15 protein-coding genes are annotated in these 15744 nt (G+C 39.3%); 9 read left to right on the plus strand and 6 right to left on the minus strand.

Going from position 1 to position 15744, the window contains the following annotated elements:
* Nucleotides 1-94: 94 nt before the first annotated feature.
* Nucleotides 95-1378, plus strand: coding sequence for a homoserine dehydrogenase (locus MCBB_RS10265; protein ID WP_071907674.1), 1284 nt, complete (start codon nt 95-97; stop codon nt 1376-1378).
* A gap of 254 nt (nt 1379-1632) precedes the next feature.
* Nucleotides 1633-2445, plus strand: a complete 813-nt coding sequence (cas4, locus tag MCBB_RS10270) for a CRISPR-associated protein Cas4 (RefSeq protein ID WP_231916359.1) — start codon at nt 1633-1635, stop codon at nt 2443-2445.
* A gap of 10 nt (nt 2446-2455) precedes the next feature.
* On the opposite strand, the gene MCBB_RS10275 is transcribed toward cas4, so the two are convergent.
* From MCBB_RS10275 to MCBB_RS10290, 4 genes are all read right to left on the minus strand, one after another.
* Nucleotides 2456-2779: a cupin domain-containing protein gene (locus MCBB_RS10275; RefSeq protein ID WP_071907676.1), complete on the minus strand. Its 324-nt coding sequence runs from the start codon at nt 2777-2779 to the stop codon at nt 2456-2458.
* Nucleotides 2780-2858: 79 nt separating this feature from the next.
* On the minus strand, nt 2859-3386 hold the full coding sequence (locus tag MCBB_RS10280; RefSeq protein ID WP_071907677.1) for a DUF6448 family protein: 528 nt from the start codon (nt 3384-3386) through the stop codon (nt 2859-2861).
* 153 nt (nt 3387-3539) lie between these two features.
* Nucleotides 3540-3737 carry a hypothetical protein gene (locus MCBB_RS10285; protein WP_071907678.1) on the minus strand — a complete coding sequence of 66 codons (198 nt, stop codon included), beginning with the start codon at nt 3735-3737 and terminating at the stop codon, nt 3540-3542.
* 47 nt (nt 3738-3784) lie between these two features.
* Nucleotides 3785-6070: a PAS domain S-box protein gene (locus MCBB_RS10290; protein ID WP_171899130.1), complete on the minus strand. Its 2286-nt coding sequence runs from the start codon at nt 6068-6070 to the stop codon at nt 3785-3787.
* Nucleotides 6071-6487: 417 nt separating this feature from the next.
* On the opposite strand from MCBB_RS10290, the gene MCBB_RS10295 reads away from it, so the two are divergent.
* Nucleotides 6488-6769: a hypothetical protein gene (locus tag MCBB_RS10295; protein ID WP_071907680.1), complete on the plus strand. Its 282-nt coding sequence runs from the start codon at nt 6488-6490 to the stop codon at nt 6767-6769.
* Between the two features lie 238 nt (nt 6770-7007).
* Nucleotides 7008-7292 (plus strand): hypothetical protein, encoded by a 285-nt coding sequence (locus tag MCBB_RS10300; protein WP_071907681.1) that lies wholly within the window; start codon nt 7008-7010, stop codon nt 7290-7292.
* Between the two features lie 92 nt (nt 7293-7384).
* Here MCBB_RS10300 and MCBB_RS10305 read toward each other — a convergent pair whose 3' ends face one another.
* On the minus strand, nt 7385-8041 hold the full coding sequence (locus MCBB_RS10305; RefSeq protein ID WP_071907682.1) for a DUF5612 domain-containing protein: 657 nt from the start codon (nt 8039-8041) through the stop codon (nt 7385-7387).
* Between the two features lie 175 nt (nt 8042-8216).
* Nucleotides 8217-8681 carry a pyridoxamine 5'-phosphate oxidase family protein gene (locus MCBB_RS10310; protein ID WP_231916360.1) on the minus strand — a complete coding sequence of 155 codons (465 nt, stop codon included), beginning with the start codon at nt 8679-8681 and terminating at the stop codon, nt 8217-8219.
* A gap of 114 nt (nt 8682-8795) precedes the next feature.
* On the opposite strand from MCBB_RS10310, the gene MCBB_RS10315 reads away from it, so the two are divergent.
* The 5 genes from MCBB_RS10315 to MCBB_RS10335 all read left to right on the plus strand — a co-directional run bounded on the left by MCBB_RS10315 (nt 8796) and on the right by MCBB_RS10335 (nt 15681).
* Nucleotides 8796-9443, plus strand: coding sequence for a TetR/AcrR family transcriptional regulator (locus MCBB_RS10315; protein ID WP_071908079.1), 648 nt, complete (start codon nt 8796-8798; stop codon nt 9441-9443).
* Nucleotides 9440-10660 (plus strand): DUF116 domain-containing protein, encoded by a 1221-nt coding sequence (locus tag MCBB_RS10320; protein ID WP_071907683.1) that lies wholly within the window; start codon nt 9440-9442, stop codon nt 10658-10660. Before MCBB_RS10315 ends, MCBB_RS10320 begins: the two co-directional genes overlap by 4 nt.
* Before the next feature lie 137 nt (nt 10661-10797).
* The gene (locus MCBB_RS10325; RefSeq protein WP_084789954.1) at nt 10798-12150 is read left to right on the plus strand and encodes a polysaccharide pyruvyl transferase family protein; all 1353 of its coding nucleotides are present in this window, start codon (nt 10798-10800) and stop codon (nt 12148-12150) included.
* Nucleotides 12150-15089 carry an AMP-binding protein gene (locus MCBB_RS10330; RefSeq protein ID WP_071907684.1) on the plus strand — a complete coding sequence of 980 codons (2940 nt, stop codon included), beginning with the start codon at nt 12150-12152 and terminating at the stop codon, nt 15087-15089. The genes MCBB_RS10325 and MCBB_RS10330 overlap by 1 nt, the downstream gene beginning before the upstream one ends.
* A 1-nt stretch (nt 15090) precedes the next feature.
* Nucleotides 15091-15681 carry an L-2-amino-thiazoline-4-carboxylic acid hydrolase gene (locus tag MCBB_RS10335; protein ID WP_231916361.1) on the plus strand — a complete coding sequence of 197 codons (591 nt, stop codon included), beginning with the start codon at nt 15091-15093 and terminating at the stop codon, nt 15679-15681.
* Nucleotides 15682-15744 lie beyond the last annotated feature (63 nt).

A 15744-nucleotide genomic window follows, 5' to 3' on the forward strand; every position in this document is an offset into this window, starting at 1 on the left:
AGAATTTAAAGAAATAAGAACGAACATGATATTAAAAATGATCATTGGAGATAATCTTTGGATAAAAAAATGAAATAGGATTGGAGGAAATTTAATGAAAGATACTGTGAATATTGGACTTATTGGATTTGGAACCATTGGAAGTGGTGTTGTTGAAACCTTCAACATGAACACCCCCCTCATAGAAGACAAGGTGGGTAAGAAGGTCAAGCTCAAGAGGATCGTTGATCTGGACGTAACAACTGACAGGGGCGTTGAAGTGGATCCTGAAGCCCTTTCAACCGATGTCAACGATATTTTCAACGATCCTGAGATAGACATAGTCATAGAGCTCATGGGAGGTTACCAACCTGCACTCAAGTTCATTCTTCAGGCCCTTGAAAATGGTAAGCACGTGGTAACTGCCAACAAAGCCTTGCTTGCAAAGCACTGGGAGGAAGTGATCTCAACTGCCAAGAAAAACAACGTCAGGGTCTGTTTTGAGGCGAGTGTGGGTGGAGGTATACCTCTGCTCCAGCCGCTCAACGAGGGCCTGGCATCCAACAACATAGAATCAGTATACGGGATAATAAATGGTACAGCCAACTACATACTGACCAAGATGACTGAAGAGGGACGTGAATTTGGTGATGTTCTGAAGGAGGCTCAGGAGAAGGGATACGCAGAGGCTGATCCAACCTTCGATATTGAGGGTCATGACACTGCCCAAAAGCTCATCATCTTAACCATACTTGGCTTTGGAGTTTACGTTAAACAGGAACGTTTCCATGTTGAGGGAATAACCCGTGTAACCCCTGATGACATAGCCTTTGCACGGGATGAAATGGGATGCTGTATCAAACTCCTTGCAATATCCAAACTCGTTGATGGTGAGCTGGAGGTCCGTGTTCATCCAACCCTCGTGCCTGAGGAGCATCTCTTATCATCTGTTAACGGTGTTTTCAACGGTGCATACCTGATTGGTGACGTTGTTGGGCCTGTGATGATGTACGGACAGGGTGCAGGTATGATGCCCACTGCAAGTGCAGTTGTAGGTGACTGCATAGACATAATTCAAAACATGACAAAACCAGTTGCATACGGGCCAAAGAACACCAGGGTTCAGAGTGTTAAGGAAATGTCAGACGTTGAAACCAAGTACTACATCAGACTCACAACTGAAGACAAAGCTGGAGTCCTCCATGAAATCGCGGGAATATTCCGTGACTACGATATAAGCCTTGAATCTGTCAATCAGAAACCAACAACCAACAAAGGTGAGGTTCAGATCTTCATCGTGACCCACACAGCCCTTGAGAGGAACATGACCACCGCAGCAGAAAAGATCAGCCAGTTGAAGTTTGTTGAATCGGAACCTATGTTTATAAGGCTTTTATAAAATTCCATAGTTAAAAAAAAAACTTTAAAACAAACTTTTTATTCTTTTTATTCTTTGAGGATAGCCCTCCATGAAGCTACTCTTTTTTTCAAATTTTTTTCATGCACCCTGCAACTTCTATGAACCCTGCAAAAAATATCCTGCAAAATTTATATAAAATAATAATAATATTATAATTATTAATATTCATATGGAGAATCAAAAAATCGAATGAATAGAAAACTGCTTGTAAAATTGGTTGGTGTTAAAAAATGATGTTGAATGTGTCTTCAATCTCAGAGTATGTTTACTGCCCCTTGAAAGTTTATCTAAGGCAAAGTGAAGGTCATAACATTCAGACCCCTGCAATGCTAAGGGGCAGAATGGTACATGAAGTGAGAAGGGGGTTTGAAGAGCTTCTGAAGCGAAACTTATGGTCCATCAATGAAGAAATGAACGCTAAAACCATATTTGAAATTCTTATGGAGGATGTAGCAGAATTTGTGGATAAAACCTTGCTCAAGTACTGTGAAAAGGAGAGTATGGATCCTAAAAGTGCTGAAACCATTTCAAGAAAACTTAAAGATGATTTCGAAGTTGAATCATGGTTGATGGCAGTTAAAGTCTGGAAGATAATTTCAAACAGGCCTAAATCAGGTTCAGATATTGCAGATATGTTCTTTCCACCGGTACTCCTTGAATTTACAATAGAAAATAACGAACTGAATTTACGGGGAAAGATCGATCGCATTGAAATAATGGATGGTTACTACTATCCAGTTGAGGTTAAAAGTGGTTTACCCCCAGTTAAAGGAGTTTGGAAGTCTGATTCACTCCAAATAGCAGCTTACGCCCTTTTAATGGAGGAAGAATTCAACAGAGAGGTCTCAGTAGGTTTCATTGATTACATGGGTTCCTGTCAGCGAAGGCCTGTCTTCATGGAGGTTAACCTGCGAGAGGAAGTTTTGAATGTTCTAGAGGAGATGAGGATGATGTTCCATGAGGGTGTAGTTCCTGAAATGGTTCAAAATCCTAAAAAATGTAGTAAATGTGAGTACTCTGAAATCTGTGAGTACTCAACTAATTGAAGAAGATGGATCATGAGCGTATCATTGTCAGGACCATTTTATATCTTTCAAGAGCTTTTAGAGCGTGGGGATCATTTGCAGGCATTATGATCATGTCCCCCTTCTCCAGCACGTTTTTATTGCCTGAAATTGTTATCTCAGCTTTTCCATCAATGATCTGAACCATTGCATCAAAGGGTGCTGTGTGTTCGCTCAATCCTTCACCCTTATCAAATGCAAATATGGTTACTGTTCCAGTGTCCTTCCTTATGATTTCCCTGCTTACAACAGAGCCTTCCTGATATTCTATCAAATCTTCAACTTTCAAAGTTTTTGCCTTAAGTTCATCTGTCATTTAAACACCTCTTTATTTACATAATTGTAACTGTATAATCAAGTTTGTAGAGCACAGCATTTATTTTCATTTTCTCAAATTACTCAACATCCTCTTCCTCTTCACTTACTCCTTCAACGTATATGTAGAGTTCGTTTGAGAATAGTACGAAGTTCAGCATTGCATTCACATAGGCCCTTGCAGCATCCACATCATTCAACTTGTAATCCTTCTGGGACACTGCAGATTTGAAACGCCATTCTAAAGCTTCAGAAACTGCTTTGAGTACGAAATTTTTGAGGTCGTCCAGATCTCCTGTCTTTAGTGCATTTTCTGCCCTGGGAACAACAGGCCCCCAGTCAAGCCCAGCTGGTTTGAGTCCTGTGTAGGGTTTGCCCTCACCCATTCTATGTAGTCTTACAGCCGTTTCAAAGAACCAGCGATCTGCAAGTTCAGCTGCATCTGCACTTTCTTCCCTAACCCTTAAAGTTTTTCTGAATGCCTTTCTCAACTCTTCATCATACTCCAGTGCCACGAAGGGCAGTATGTAATTTATATTTTCCATTTCAATGGCCAGTTCAGCAGCTTTAACAACAGGGCCATCCATTGTATCACAGTGTGGTGCCATATTATCACCTCTTTTAATTCAATGCTTTTTTTTATTCTTTTTAGTGCGAATTACATCCTGGAACTTACATCCGGATCCAGGAATATTTTTTAAAGGATCGTTACTGAAGATCGTCAAAAAATGAAAATCCAGTTGAGCTGATCCCGAGTGACTTCATTTTAATTTCTTCTCACAGTCAAAGCACAGTTCTGTGTCCCTATCTGTTTTGAAGGTTTTTCCACATCCCCTGCATGTTACCCTTCTGAGGGATGATTTTTTATCCACAATATCAAGGGAACACGCACATTTCCATCCCATCTTACCCTTTAACTCTGCTTCAAATGCTTTATCTTCATCTCCACAATTTTCCATGTTAACTCCTCCTTCATGCACAATTAAGTGTCAATTTAAGATCTTCATTATTTCAATGGAAGTTCGAGACAAAAGGTTGTTCCCTGGCCTTTTTGGGACGATTCTATCCATAGGGATCCTTCCATCAGTTCAGCAGCTTTTCTTGCAATCGCCAGCCCTATACCTGTTCCTGAATATGTAGATTCACCGTGAAGGCGCTGAAATATTTTGAAAACATGACCATGATACTTTTCAGGAATACCTATTCCATTGTCTCTCATGCAAATCTTTATAGTGTCTTCGTTTTTTTGCCAGAAAATATCTATTTCTGGTTTTTTATCAGGTTCCTGATATGTCAATGCATTTCCAATGATGTTGATGAATATTTGATTCAAAAGGGTTCTATCTGAAGTTATAGTTGGCAGATCATTGGGAATATTTACAACCGCATTTTTTGCCTTTATGTTCTCATTTAAATCATCTAAAACTTCTTCAAGTACGTTTCTAATTGATATTGGTTTTTTTTGAACTGATTTGCGTCCTGTTCGTGAGTAAAGCAGTATATCATCTATTAAAGTGCCCATACGCTCTGTTGCGTCCACTATGTTGTGCAAGTAATGGATTCCATCATCATCCAGATTATCCACATATTTTCGGGCCAATATACTGGAAAAACTGCGTATAACACGTAGCGGCGCTCTTAAATCATGGGAAACTGAATATGAAAATGATTCCATGTCATGGTTTGCAGCTTCGAGCTCAGCAGTACGCTTACGAACCCTGAACTCCAGTTCTTCATTGAGCTTTTTGATCTCTTCTTCAGCCCTCTTTTTAAGGGTAATATCCTCAAATACCGTTGCAAATTCCCCTTTCTTAGGTGAAAAAACTGATATGCGAAAATATTTGTTCATGGGTTCGAAGTAGCTTTCGAAACTCTGGGGTTCCCCATCATCTGCCACACCTGCGTATATTTCAAGGTAAGGAGCTTCCTTGGTTTTATAAACCTCTGTAGCTTTTTTTCCAATTATATCCTTACGGATTAGGTTCAATAGTTTTTCATAGGCAGGATTAACATCCATAACAACATAATCCTCAGCTTCTCCAGTTTCAGTGTAAAGAACCCTGTGAACAGCCAGTCCCTCGTTCATTGAGGCATAAAGTGTTCTGTATTTCTCCTCACTCCTCTTTAAATTATTTTCTGCGATTTCACGTTCCTTTTCTGATGCAATGGCATCAAGTGCAAAGGATATGTCCCCGCCAATTTCCTCAAGAAGTGCTTTTTCATCCTCTGAAAAAAAATCAACCTCTGATGCATATAAAACCAGCACCCCCACTGGTTTACACCTCTCAAAGAGTGGAAGTGCTGCAGATGATCTGTAACCCCTTTTAAATGATTCTTCATCCCATGGGAGAGAATTGAGGGTTTGAATGTTCGATCTGGTTGAAAGCTTCCCATTTCCTATTGAAGTTCCAATGGGGCCCTGTAAATTGATTTTACGTTTTACATTTATTTTAACGTGCTGAAGAAATCCTTCCTCATGTCCAGCCCATTCTTCTGCATGTATCCACCCTGTATCTTCATCAATCAAACCTATCCAAGCCATCCTAAAGTTTCCAAAATCCACTGCAGTTTGACATATGGCCCTGAAAAGTTCATTTTTATCTTTTATACGTACAATGGACTGATTTACCTGACTCAAAAACGCATAAAGTCTGTTGAAGTAGTTTGCCCTTAGTTCAGCCTTTTTACGCCCAGTTATATCTGTAATAAATCCATTAATTCCTTTATAATTTCCCATATCATCCCTAAGAGGTGATGTTTCAACCAGACCATAAATTTTATCCCCGTTCTTCCTGATGAACTCGAGACCGTGCTGTTCAGTTTTACCCTGTTCAAGGAGATCCATATGCTTTTTAGCAGTTGAAATGCCATCATCATCTAAAAAAGAGAATATTGAAGCTCCCATCATTTCATCGATTGTATAACCCAACATCTCAGCCATTCTACCATTGACGAAGATGGTTTTACCCAATGGATCAACGTTCCATATACCTTCCTGAGCATTCTCAACCAGGTGCCTGTAATTTTTCTCACTTCGGATTAGGGCATCTTCTGAAAGTTTCAAGGATTTGATATCCCGATACACAAGAATGTAAATAACAAAGGCAGTTATTACAACAAAAAAAATCCCCTTGAGACTCTGCATCCATGTTAACATTTCTGAATTTTTGTATAAAGTCCCCAGGAACATGTCTGAGAATATTATCCATATTAAACTCAAAATTAGATAAATAGCAGTTATTTTAGTTGCTGTGATTCGTGGATTGGTATCTTTAAGAGTTTTTTTAACCATTTTAACCCAAATCCTGTGAATTTTGAATAACATAAAAAAAATTCACGTTTTCTAAGCGACCAACAGTTCCAATGATTTATTAATATAAACACAGCTAATAATAAAATTTTTGTTGTTGGATTGGGTCTTTAGAATTTGGAAATTACTTTTAAAATAGCTAAAAAAATTGTTGAAAGGTTAAAAAGAGTTTCTGGAGATTTTGATAAATAAAAAACAGTAGCCAATAAGGATTAGATCCCATTCATATTTTTAAAAACCCTTTATATTATTTAAAAAATTAAAGATCGTAGGATTACTCATTTTGGTTTTAAAGTAACTGTAACCCAATTTGACTCTTGTTGTGGGACTTCCCATTTACCCCACAGATATAAGCCAAATTATAAATTCTAGTATCATCATAATATAGGTGGTGATACCATGGATAAAAAGGCCAAAGAACTGATGGAAAAATGTGAAAAAATGGATGATTCTAGCGTCATGGGTTCATGCAGAGTATTATTAGAACTTATGGACCAGAAAAAGGTTGAAGTCAAGGAAGATATGGATCAAACCTATCTTCAGATGGCTGAAAACTTGAAGCCAAAGGATGTGTCCAAAGTACTCCAAATAGCCCTTAAAGTAAGGGAAAGTGGAGATATAAAAGACACTGAACTTAAAAATGCAGCAAGTGTGCTTATAAGAGCTATTGAAATGAGTTAAACTCCCTTTAAATTTTACTTTTAAACTTTTCAATTTTTCTAATTACAGGGTTTTTTTTATGCATTCCAGTACTGAAGACAAATTTGAAGTACAAATTTTAAAATACATGCTTAAAATTATTATTTTTAAGGATTATTTATTTTAAGAAGTCCATACTCCAATTGAATTGAATTAAAGTTTTCTTTTATTATGAAAAATTATAAGTTCTGTGTAAATCATAATAATAAATGGTGTTTTTATGGAACTCGATAAAAAATCCCAGGAACTACTGGAAAAATGTAAGGAAATGGCGGACAAACCTGAAGTTATGGGCGCATGTCAGGTTATGCTGGAAACCTTTGAGGAGAAAAAGAAGGAAATTCCAGAAGAGCCTGAGCAGAATTACCTTGAGATGGCCCAGAATATTGCACCAGCAGACGTGCCGAAGATCCTTGAAATGGCTATGAAAGTAGCTAAAAGTGGTAAAGTAAAGGACGTAGAAGTTAAAAATGCTGCTGAACGCCTTATAAGAGTCATTGGATAAATTTTAAGTTTTTGAAGGTTCATATCCTGAAAAAAATTTAAAAAAGTCCGTAGTAGTTGAAACTATGGAACTTCCTTTTAAAGAACTCCCTTTTAAAATTTCATGTCCCGAAGTCGCTTTATATCAAAGACTGCAGTGTCAGCTATGGCCATTACAGCCATGACCCCTGCCTGAACAGGGTCCGTTACAACCAAATCTGCCTTGCTTGCTACACTTCCAGGCATGTTGAGACTTATAACCACCACATCGTGTTCTTTTTTTATTTTTTCTATGGAATCTGATATTTTGCCGCCCATAAGGGATCCTGCAAGCACCAGCGCTCCCACCCTTGGAAGCCTTCCAACTGCTGAAACTGCTTCTGCAAGTTCTTTTTCACCTACAAGAGGTATAGTATCAATACTTATCCTTTCACCACGAATGTTGTGCCTGTCTGCCTCAGTTATGGCACCCAATGCAACTTGGGCAACCTGTGCCCCTCCACCGATTATTATGATTCTTTTACCGTAGATTTCACCCATTGAACGGTGCATGTCCACAGATATCACTTCTCTGAAGTTCTTTATCTGCCCAACAAACTTCTCAGCGTTTTTAACGTCTTCCAGTTCCATGTATATGGATGCAGAGTTCGGATCTTCCATGAACAGATATGTGTAGGTGATGTTAACTCCGCAACGTGCCATCATATCAGTTATATCCCTTAAAACTCCCGGTTTGTTCTGGGCCCTTATGTTTATTGCAATTTCCTTCATTGTTACCCCTTATAAAACAAAATAATCTCAATCAAAGTTTAAATCTATTTTTTATCTTCGGTATTTCTTGTTATTTCCGTTGTTTTTCATCTATCATTTTAACTGAACTAGATAATAAATCCTTGAGAAACTTCTTTAAAAAAATTGAGTGGAATCTCTTTTTATATAAACCTGATCAAATACGTCCCTTGGCCTTAATCTCTTCTATATGTACCTTAATAATTGTCACATTCTTCAAAATGTTTTCATCGTATTCATGATGCTTTTCATGGGAGTACTTCTTCATTATGATGTTTAAAATTCTCTTTTTTTCTGATGTATCCTCAATAAAAACGGCTGCACCGGATCCAATCACACTTCTGTACTCCATACCCCAGTTGCAGGGCTTATCAGACTTAATAAGTTCCGTTTCAATGTCCACCTCGAAACATACCCTGTTGTTCCTGTGAAGAATGCTGATCTTCCTTCCCTCGGGTGCAGAATGGAGGTAAAGGTGTTTGTCCTTAAATCCAAAGTTCATTGGAACTATGTAAGGCTCATTATTGCAAGCTAACGCTACCCTGCATACCTGGGCCTTTTCCAGTATTTCTGAGATTTCCTCAGGGTCGGTTATTTCCCTGTCACTTCTTCTCATCTTCATGATCCTTTGATCTGTTTTTTGAAATTTAACAAGATTATGCTAACGAACGTTAGTTTTATATATGGGGTCAGCGAAGTTTAAACTAACAAACGTTAGTTAGTAAAGTTGATGGTTATGAACAAAACACCAAATGAAGAAGGCAAAGTATCAACCAAAGATAAAATATTCCAAGTATCCATAGACCTTTTCTCAGAAAAAGGCTTCAATGCAGTTTCAATCAGGGAAATAGCACGTGAAGTGGGTATAAGAGAAAGTTCAATTTACAACCACTACAAAAACAAGGATGCAATACTGGACACCATAATAGAGTACTTCATGGAGATTATGGGATCTTCAGGCCCCCAAGAAGATGTGGGAGTAGATCTGCTCACCCAGAGCCCTGAAGCATTCCTAAAATGTGGTGCATCCATGTACATGGACCAGATCAACACCCCAACCATGAACAAGATCTGGAGGATAATATCCATAGAGATGTACCAAAATGAGAATATAAGACATATATTCCTTGAAAGTATGCTTGAAGAACCTTTGAAGTTCTGGGAGTCAATTTTCACCCAGTTGATCGAAAACAAACTAATAAAACCCTTTGATCCAAAAATTCTTGCAAGGGAGTACTTCTTCTTTGGAGTATACCTCTTCTTTGAACACTTCGTTTTAAGGTACCCCGATACAGAGGAATCCTTTATTGATACTGCAAAAGACAGGTTAATGGAACATATAGATTTTCTTTTATCTTCTATAACTCTTGAGGTAGAAAAATGAAGACCAGCACTCCTTATTCACTCAAAAATGGATCCAACAATTCCAATGGATACTACAAGGATGTTTCAAACTTCACGGATCAAGTCTTATCTGAATCAGAATTTCATATAAATGATGTTATTGAGGATTTTGAGGATTTTGAATCAAAAGATGTAGAAAAATTATTTTCCAAAAATATGATGGTCTTTGAAGCCCTCATGATAGGCATTTTATGGATGAATTACATTAAAAGAGCACTTAAACTGGACCCGGAGTCCCAGAAACTCCTTGCAGATCTTTCAAGGAAGAGAAGTGAGAATGAGAACCTGAAACCCATTGTAGATCCCCTAAGGGGTGTCCTTGCAACTTCTGTTCTGCTTCCTGAGGATCCTGACTCCGAAGAAATTCCTGAACTGACTGTGGAAAATCTTGATAAACTGTTCAAATGGCTTGAAGCAACAGGAGAATTTCAGGAGGAATTGAAACATCTAAGAAACTGGGGTGATTTTTTAGGCAGTTTAAGTCCTCAAAGATCCTCTTCACACCTTACCAATATTTTCATGTTTGCAGACTGGTTTGAAGATGTCAGTACCGATGCACTCGGCAAGTACACACACAACCTCGAAGTTTTCATAGATGAGAACCGTGAAAAACACCTCTGGAATGAAGATATAATATTATTCACCAGGAAAAGGTCTGAGTACCATCTGAACATGTTTGGTGCTGAGGTTATGAGCAGAGAATTCAGGGAATCCTTTAAGAGCAGACCCAGAAAGGCTCTTCTGCTTCCAGGATGCATGCGTTCACTAACTGATTCTGAGTGCGTGGCTTCGGACACCAACCTTGGAATGAAGTGTGCAGGCTGCAATCCAGGTTGCAGGGTCTACGCCCTAATGAAACATGGCGAAATGAAAGGATTTGAGGTTTACGTTGTTTCCCATGAATCCTCTGCATTATCCCGGAGCACACAGAATGACCGGAAAGAGTTGGGAATAATTGGTGTTGCATGCATCATGAACCTAATATCTGGAGGCTGGAAATCAGAATCTATAGGTATTCCAGCCCAGTGTGTTCTTCTTGAAAGCTGTGGATGCCTGCACTGGATGGATCCTAGTGAACCCTCAGACATCAATGAAGATCAGCTTATGAAGCTTCTGGACAATTATAATAAAACATTTGAGAAAGGCGTGCCATGTGCAAGCCACTCCCATGGACATAAAACTGTTTTAACAATGTGATTTATGTTAAAAATATGTAAAACAGAATTTAAAACAGAACATATCGTGCACCATATTATTTAACACCAAAATTATGCTTCTCAAACTAGAGACATAACTATTGATGAAAAAATTTTCAATTATTTAAAGGTGGATGAATGGATTTATTCAAGGTAACAGACAGTTCAAAGCGTGAAAAAGGATCAAATACTGTTGATAATGGGCCAAAATTCTCTAAAAACCGGATAAAACCAGATTTAAAGCAGAACGTTAAGGTTCTTCTGGTTGGTTACAATGGAGCCAACAATACAGGCTCTGAAGCCCGGTTAATCTCCATAGTAAATGATGTTCGGAATGTTTTAGGTCCAGACGTTTTTATAACCATTCCCACCCTCAACGAAAAAAATCTGCGCCGTTACATCAAGGAGGAAACCAACCTTAAAATCGTTCCAATTTCATCAATTTTCTTCTTTGCAGTTAAAAAGCTCGTGAAAGAGCACGATCTGGTTTTACTTGTTGAAGGAAGCTGTTACATGGACACATGGACTTCTGCTCTCCTCTGGGCTTTTTTATGGGCAACAAGATGCGCCAGTTCATTTAAAAAACCATGCATTGCTTATTCAGTGGATGCTGGAGATTTATCATTTTTAAATAAGTTTCTTGTTAAAAGAGAAGCCAGCAAGACAGATCTGATCATAGCCAGGACTGAATTGGCTGCAGATAGGCTGAAAAAGTTAGGGGTTACTGCTCCAATAAAACATACAGCAGACAACGCATTTATCTTCCAAAAAGATGTGGAGGACGAGAATGTTCTCAAAGATGTCTGGGCAAAGAAATCCCTTCACCAAAGTGGGGCAGGGGTTGTTGGATTTGCAGTGGTTGATTTTTACCTCTGGCCTGTTGTTATAATGCCCTGGGGCAGAAGCAGAGATCTTTACAAATGGCCATACTACTTCTCACGTTCCAAAAAGAGATCCCGAGAAAGTGACGAACTGGCCGGGAGATGGGCTGCAGCAGCTGATAGGGTGGTAGAAAAGTACGGGAAGAACGTTGCACTCCTCTGCATGGAAGAGTTGGACGAACCCTTCGCACGCAGTGTCCTGGGTAAAATGCAGAACTCCAAGAATGCCCATATATTCAGTTCAAGGGAGTTTAACACCTCCAAGATGACTGGAATACTCCAGAGCCTTGAATTACTGGTTACATCACGTTACCATGCAGCTGTTTTATCCCTTGAAGCAGCAGTTCCCCAGATAGCAGTTGCACATGACCCCAGACTGATTGGGCTTTACAGGGAACTTGAGATGGATAGCTATCTTTTCGATTACAGAACTGAAAAATCAGATAAAAAATGGGATGAAATCGAAAAAAACATAAATGAGCTTATTGAAAATCCAGACAAAATTCATAAAAAGTTAAAACAGGGCTACAAAGAGCATTTAATATGTGCAAAGAAAAACAAGGAGTTATTGAGGGATTTTCTCATTGAAAGAGGATGGGAGGTGCGGTGATGAAGGTTGTTTTCCTCACAGGGGCAACGGGTTTTCTGGGAACACAGATAGCCCGTAGATTGGTTAAAATGGAAAATTGCTCGATTATCGTCCTGGTACGTGGTTCTGATGATGAGTACGCCAAAAGACATCTTGCCCGTGCCTGGTGGGAGTGGCCTGAGCTTTTAGAATTGATTGAAGATGATAAGGAAGTGGCTAAAGGAGCAGATAACCTAAAAAACACACCAACGACTGAAGTGCAGGGATTGAAGGATAAAAAGATTCAGTTCGTTAGGGGAGATATTTCAAAGGAAAAACTCGGCATTGAAAAAGATTTGTATGAAGATCTGGTGGGAAAGATCACCCATATAATTCATACAGCTGCAGATCTCAGGCTCAATGCCCCAATGGAGGAACTCAGAAAGATCAATGTTCAGGGAAATCTTAACGTTCTTAAACTGGGCCAAGATGCCCATCTTAACCATGGAATTCAACGTTTTTCCCACGTATCCACGGCTTACGTTGCAGGCGGACGGGAAGGTCATGTTGATGAGGGTTCACTCACAGATGAGTATGGATTTTTGAGTAACTACGAAAGAAGTAAGTTTGAAGGAGAGCTTGAGGTAAAAAAGTCCAATCTACCAGTATCTGTATTCAGACCAGGTATGGTGGTTGGTGATTCACGTACAGGTTATGTAAAAACCTTCAACACAGTTTACACTATTCTAAGGCTTTACCTAAATGGAAAAATGAGGATCGTGCCGGTTTCTCCATCCCTAAAGATCAATCTGGTACCTGTGGACTACGTTGCAGATGCAGTTAGTGATTTAACCTTTGATCCCAATGCAGAAGGCCAAAATTTCCATTTAACCGCACCACATGATTCCCTTCCAAGTGTTAGAGAACTCGTTGATTTCATAAAAACCTGGGCACAGGATAATATGGATTTAAAACTTCCAAATCCTATATTTTTACCTTTATCCTCAATGACTCCCCATTTATCAAAATTACAGAGTTTAACGGGTTTTAAAGGTGGAACGATCAATACAATTGCCCTGCTTTCACCCTACTTCAATGAAAGAAGGGAATTTTCCAGGAAAAACATTGATAGACTGATGGGACCCTATGAAATTAGCTGGAAATCTCTTTTACCTAAAATATTGGATTATGCAGTTTATATGGGATTTTTTCACCGTTCAGATCGAACCATTCATGAACAGGTTTTATTCCGACTTAAAAGTCAGAGCAGGCCTGTTGAATATTACGATGTTGTTGAGGGCAGATTTGAAAAACGATCCTCCTCTGAAGTCAGGAATGACATGGTCCGGGCTGCAGTAGCACTCAGTTCCTTGGGAGTGGGGCCCGGAGATAGGGTGGCAGTGGTTGGATTTAACAGCACACGTTACCTGATACTGGATGTTGCCATTGGATTAATTGGGGCTGTGAGTGTTCCATTGTATTATACTAGCCCATTAGAGGAAATTAAAGAAATTTTAGATGACTGTGAAGCATCTGTACTTTTCGCAGGTACCCCCAACATCCTGGATAAAATTGGGAAATTTGAAGAAACTGGAACAAAAATTGTTTCATTTTGCAGGGAGTCTGTGGAAATTCCATGGGACATCATTTCCTGGGACGAGTTTCTTGACCTCGGAAGTGAGGATGAAGTCATGAATTTTCCTGTGACCCCTGTGGCTCCTGTTGATTTCAATAGTATTGCCACCATTCGATACACCTCAGGAACCACTGGTAAACCATCAGGCGTCACATTCACCCATGGAAATCTGAGGTGGATGGCTGAATTCATTGCTTCAATGCCTCCATGGCTAGACAGAACCCATGAAGTTTCTTATCTATCATTTTTACCCATGAACCATGTTGTTGAAGGTATTCTCGGAACCTATGCTCCTTACTATGCTCCAGCACCCTTGAAACTTTACTTCCTTGAGGACTTCCAGGATCTGAAAGCCACCCTACCCCAGGTAAAGCCCAGCATATTTTTCTCGGTACCCAGATTCTATGAGAAGGTCTGGTCCAGTTTCACCCAAAGTAGGATGGGAAGGGTATACCTGGCTGAGGATGATGGATTCAAAAAGAAGATACTTCGAAGAATATTGAGAAGATCCCTCCTTAAAAGGGCAGGTCTTGATGCATGTGCCCAATTGATTGTGGGTTCTGCACCTGTAAGTGAAGATCTCCTCAGGGGTTACAAAGAGTTAGGTATTGAAGTCCACAATGCCTATGGTCTAACTGAAGCACCACTTGTTACAATAAATCGTCTGGGAACCAACAGAATAGGAACCGTAGGTGAACCCCTTCCAGGAACAGATTTGAAATTGAAAAATGACTGTGAAGTGATGGTACGTGGGCCACAAGTAACACCGGGTTACTTCAACGATAAAACACGTGACGATTTTTTATTTGAAGAGGGATGGCTTCTTACAGGTGACTATGGCCATCTGACTCCTGAAGGAAGTCTTGTGATAACAGGACGCAAAAAAGAGATGATAGTCAACTCCTACGGAAAAACTATCAGCCCCATGAAGATCGAGTCAATGCTAAAGGATTTAGACTGTGTATCTGATGTCATGGTGTTTGGAGATGAAAAACCCTACTGTATTTCCATGATATGGGCAGATGAAGGTGTAAATATGGATAAAATTGGTGAATCCATTAGGGAAGTGAATTTTAATCTTTCTCATCCAGAAAAGATAAAGAGGTGGGCAGTTTTAAACAACGATCTGTCCATAGAGGGTGGTGACCTAACAGCCAACCTCAAGCTTAAGAGAAAAAATATCATGGAACACTACCAGGATCTCATAGATTTCATGTACGCAGATTGGCATGATTACAATGTGGAAACCACAGATTTACATATGGATGTGAAAAAAATCCCCGAAAATATCTTAAAACTTGGCACGATAGGTTTAGGAAGTGCAGGAAACCATTATGAACATTAAAATGAAACTACTATCCATCTGGACACCTCATCTCCTGTTGAAGAGGGAGCTGGATAAAGTTGCAGAGGCAACAATCAAATGCCTGGATGAACTCATGAAGGAGTACTCGCCAGAATCTTTGAATCAACTGGAAAACCTGGTTATGGAGGGAAATATTGAGGATAGAAGAGCTTTAATGGCTGAACACCACAATATCCAAGTGAATGCACTTATTGAATCCCTTGGCTATGAAAAAGCTATGGACGTGGGAAGAAAGGCACTCTTCGAGGAGGGTTACAAGCTGGGATTGGAAACACGGAAACTTCTTGGTTTAAAGGGGGAGAACCTCCAGGACACTGTTAAAGCAGCAGAACTAATGTACAGAGTGCTTGGAATAGATTTCGAAGTTAAAAATCTGGGGAAAAATATGGTTTTAAGGGTTAAAAGATGTGCACTGGCGGATCACTACTCCCCTGAAACATGCAGAATGATGAGCGCTGCAGATGAAGGAGTTGTTCACGGTTTAAATGAAAATATGAATATGTTATTCAAAAAAAGGATAACTGAGGGTGCTAAAGAGTGTGAAGCCTGCATAAACTTTGATATAAATTGAGTGAAATGTTTTAAACTTCGATAAAAGAAATTAATTTGAAATTCAAAAAAAATTCAAGAAAAG

The organism is Methanobacterium congolense, assembly GCF_900095295.1.
GTDB classification, from domain to species: domain Archaea; phylum Methanobacteriota; class Methanobacteria; order Methanobacteriales; family Methanobacteriaceae; genus Methanobacterium_C; species Methanobacterium_C congolense.

What these genes read in the sequence shown, in the direction of transcription:
- MCBB_RS10265 (WP_071907674.1), top strand. Translation starts at nt 95, where the DNA reads ATGAAAGATACTGTGAATATTGGACTTATTGGATTTGGAACCATTGGA.
- cas4 (WP_231916359.1), top strand. Translation starts at nt 1,633, where the DNA reads ATGTTGAATGTGTCTTCAATCTCAGAGTATGTTTACTGCCCCTTGAAA.
- MCBB_RS10275 (WP_071907676.1), bottom strand. Translation starts at nt 2,779, where the DNA reads ATGACAGATGAACTTAAGGCAAAAACTTTGAAAGTTGAAGATTTGATA.
- MCBB_RS10280 (WP_071907677.1), bottom strand. Translation starts at nt 3,386, where the DNA reads ATGGCACCACACTGTGATACAATGGATGGCCCTGTTGTTAAAGCTGCT.
- MCBB_RS10285 (WP_071907678.1), bottom strand. Translation starts at nt 3,737, where the DNA reads ATGGAAAATTGTGGAGATGAAGATAAAGCATTTGAAGCAGAGTTAAAG.
- MCBB_RS10290 (WP_171899130.1), bottom strand. Translation starts at nt 6,070, where the DNA reads ATGGTTAAAAAAACTCTTAAAGATACCAATCCACGAATCACAGCAACT.
- MCBB_RS10295 (WP_071907680.1), top strand. Translation starts at nt 6,488, where the DNA reads ATGGATAAAAAGGCCAAAGAACTGATGGAAAAATGTGAAAAAATGGAT.
- MCBB_RS10300 (WP_071907681.1), top strand. Translation starts at nt 7,008, where the DNA reads ATGGAACTCGATAAAAAATCCCAGGAACTACTGGAAAAATGTAAGGAA.
- MCBB_RS10305 (WP_071907682.1), bottom strand. Translation starts at nt 8,041, where the DNA reads ATGAAGGAAATTGCAATAAACATAAGGGCCCAGAACAAACCGGGAGTT.
- MCBB_RS10310 (WP_231916360.1), bottom strand. Translation starts at nt 8,681, where the DNA reads ATGAAGATGAGAAGAAGTGACAGGGAAATAACCGACCCTGAGGAAATC.
- MCBB_RS10315 (WP_071908079.1), top strand. Translation starts at nt 8,796, where the DNA reads ATGAACAAAACACCAAATGAAGAAGGCAAAGTATCAACCAAAGATAAA.
- MCBB_RS10320 (WP_071907683.1), top strand. Translation starts at nt 9,440, where the DNA reads ATGAAGACCAGCACTCCTTATTCACTCAAAAATGGATCCAACAATTCC.
- MCBB_RS10325 (WP_084789954.1), top strand. Translation starts at nt 10,798, where the DNA reads ATGGATTTATTCAAGGTAACAGACAGTTCAAAGCGTGAAAAAGGATCA.
- MCBB_RS10330 (WP_071907684.1), top strand. Translation starts at nt 12,150, where the DNA reads ATGAAGGTTGTTTTCCTCACAGGGGCAACGGGTTTTCTGGGAACACAG.
- MCBB_RS10335 (WP_231916361.1), top strand. Translation starts at nt 15,091, where the DNA reads ATGAAACTACTATCCATCTGGACACCTCATCTCCTGTTGAAGAGGGAG.